Annotated in this window: 1 protein-coding gene; it reads right to left on the bottom strand. The window is 46.4% G+C overall.

The window, feature by feature from the left end; translation table 11 throughout:
• Nucleotides 1–28: 28 nt before the first annotated feature.
• Entirely contained in the window at nt 29–1,774 is a 1,746-nt protein-coding gene (locus HMPREF9078_RS09025; RefSeq protein WP_034543412.1) for a thiamine pyrophosphate-dependent enzyme, read from the bottom strand.
• Between the last annotated feature and the right edge of the window lie 186 nt (nt 1,775–1,960).

The raw sequence follows: 1,960 nt of genomic DNA, 5'->3' as shown, positions 1-1,960 counted from the left end.
GCGACTTTTTTATTATCAAAATTAAAATCTAAAAAACGTCCTTGATGTGTTTCATACTGTTGGCAATACTGCCTTTGGCTTCTGCAAAGTCGCCTTGACCTATCTTTTTGATGATGTTGGTCGCAAAACCTTTCATCTGTTCAAAAGTGATATGAGGAGGCATCGCTAAGGTATCGCGATTGGTGTAGATATTCACCAAAGTAGGTCCGTCGTGCTCGAAAGCTGCTTTTACGGTGGCTTCGAGGTCTTCGGTTTTGCGCACTTCATAGCCTTTGATGTTCATCAGGTCGGCGAGTTTGTCGAAAGGTGGGTTTACCATATTGGTTTGCCAATCGAGGTAGCCCGATACTTCCATTTCGAGTTTTACCATTGCGAGCGAACGGTTGTTGAACACAAATATCTTCACAGGGTATTGGTATTGCATCAGGGTAGCCAAGTCGCCCAAGAGCATCGATAGACCGCCGTCACCACACATTGCTACCACTTGTCTGCCATTGGAAGAAGCTGCTGCACCAATTGCCATTGGGAGGGCGTTTGCCATAGAACCGTGGTTGAATGAGCCAGTGAGGTAACGTTTGCCCGTACCTTTGATAAAGCGCGCTGCCCACACTACATTCATACCTGTATCGACGGTGAAAATAGCATCGTTGGCGGCGTATTTATCCAAAAGTTTAGCCGCATATTCGGGGTCTATTTGGTTCTCTTCGGTTTTCTTTTTGGTGTAATCGTCCAATGATTTTTCGAGATCCAAATACTCTTTGTGAATGTCTTTGAGGAAACTATCGTCGGTGCGAGGAGTGAGTTTAGGTAATAAGGCAGTAATGGTGTCCTTCACATCGCCTGCAAAACCGTAATCTACTTTGGCACGACGACCAATGATATCGGGACGTTCATCTATTTGAATAATAGTGTTTTTCTTAGGTAAGAACTCCGCATAAGGGAAATCGGTGCCGAGCATTACGAGCACATCGGCTTTGGCGCAAGCATCATAACCTGAACGATGCCCGAGCAAGCCGTTCATTCCCGCTATATAAGGGCTATCGGTGCGGTCGAAGAATATTTTGCCACGGAAAGAAGCCACGATAGGTGCTTTAAGGGTTTCGGCAAGCTGTTCCACTTCTTTCACCGCATACTGACAACCGTGACCGCAGTAAAGGGCTATTTTCTTGTTTTTAGCGTCGTTTAGTACGGCTGATAATTTGTCGAGTTCACTATCGGAAGGGCGTACTACGGGTTTTGCTAAGAAGGGTTGTGTAGCAGTAGGAACCTCTTCGAGGTCAGCACCTGCTACATCGCCAGGGAGTCCCAACACCGCCACGCCTTTCTCGTTGATAGCCGTTTGTATGGCGCGTTGCATCATTGTGGTGAACTGTTTTGGGGTATTGGCTACATATACGTATTTACTGCAATCTTGAAACAGCAAGAAGGGATTGGTTTCTTGGAACCAGTGGGTACCGAATTTATGGGTGGCGCAGGTGCTGGCAATGGCAATCACAGGGTTGCCTGAGCGGTTGGCGTCGTAGAGTCCGTTGATAAGGTGCACGTGTCCAGGTCCTGAACTACCCATACAACAGCCTATGCCGTTTAGTTCGGCGTCCATAGAGGCTGCATAAGCTGCTGATTCCTCGTGGCGGACGTGTATCCACTCAAGGCGACCATCGCGACGGATGGCGTCGTTTACAGGGTTGAGGCTATCGCCGGTAATGGCATAGACTCTTTTTACGCCTGCTTGTACTAACATTTCGACCAATTGGTCGGATACATTTTTACTCATATGTTTTATTATTAATGGTTTTTTGTATGCAAAAATAATACCAATTAATACTATTTTGAGTCGCACAGGCGAGAGAAATGAGAGAAATGAGGTGCGAGCCGCACAGGCGAGAAAAATGAGGAAATTAGGAAATGAGAAAATGAGGTGCGAGCTAGAGGAATGAGGCTACGCCTCAGAAATTAAACA

The sequence above is a fragment of the Capnocytophaga sp. oral taxon 380 str. F0488 genome, from assembly GCF_000318255.2.
GTDB lineage: Bacteria > Bacteroidota > Bacteroidia > Flavobacteriales > Flavobacteriaceae > Capnocytophaga > Capnocytophaga ochracea.
Note: the sequence above shows the minus strand (reverse complement) of the source record. Positions and strands in the feature narration are given on the sequence as shown.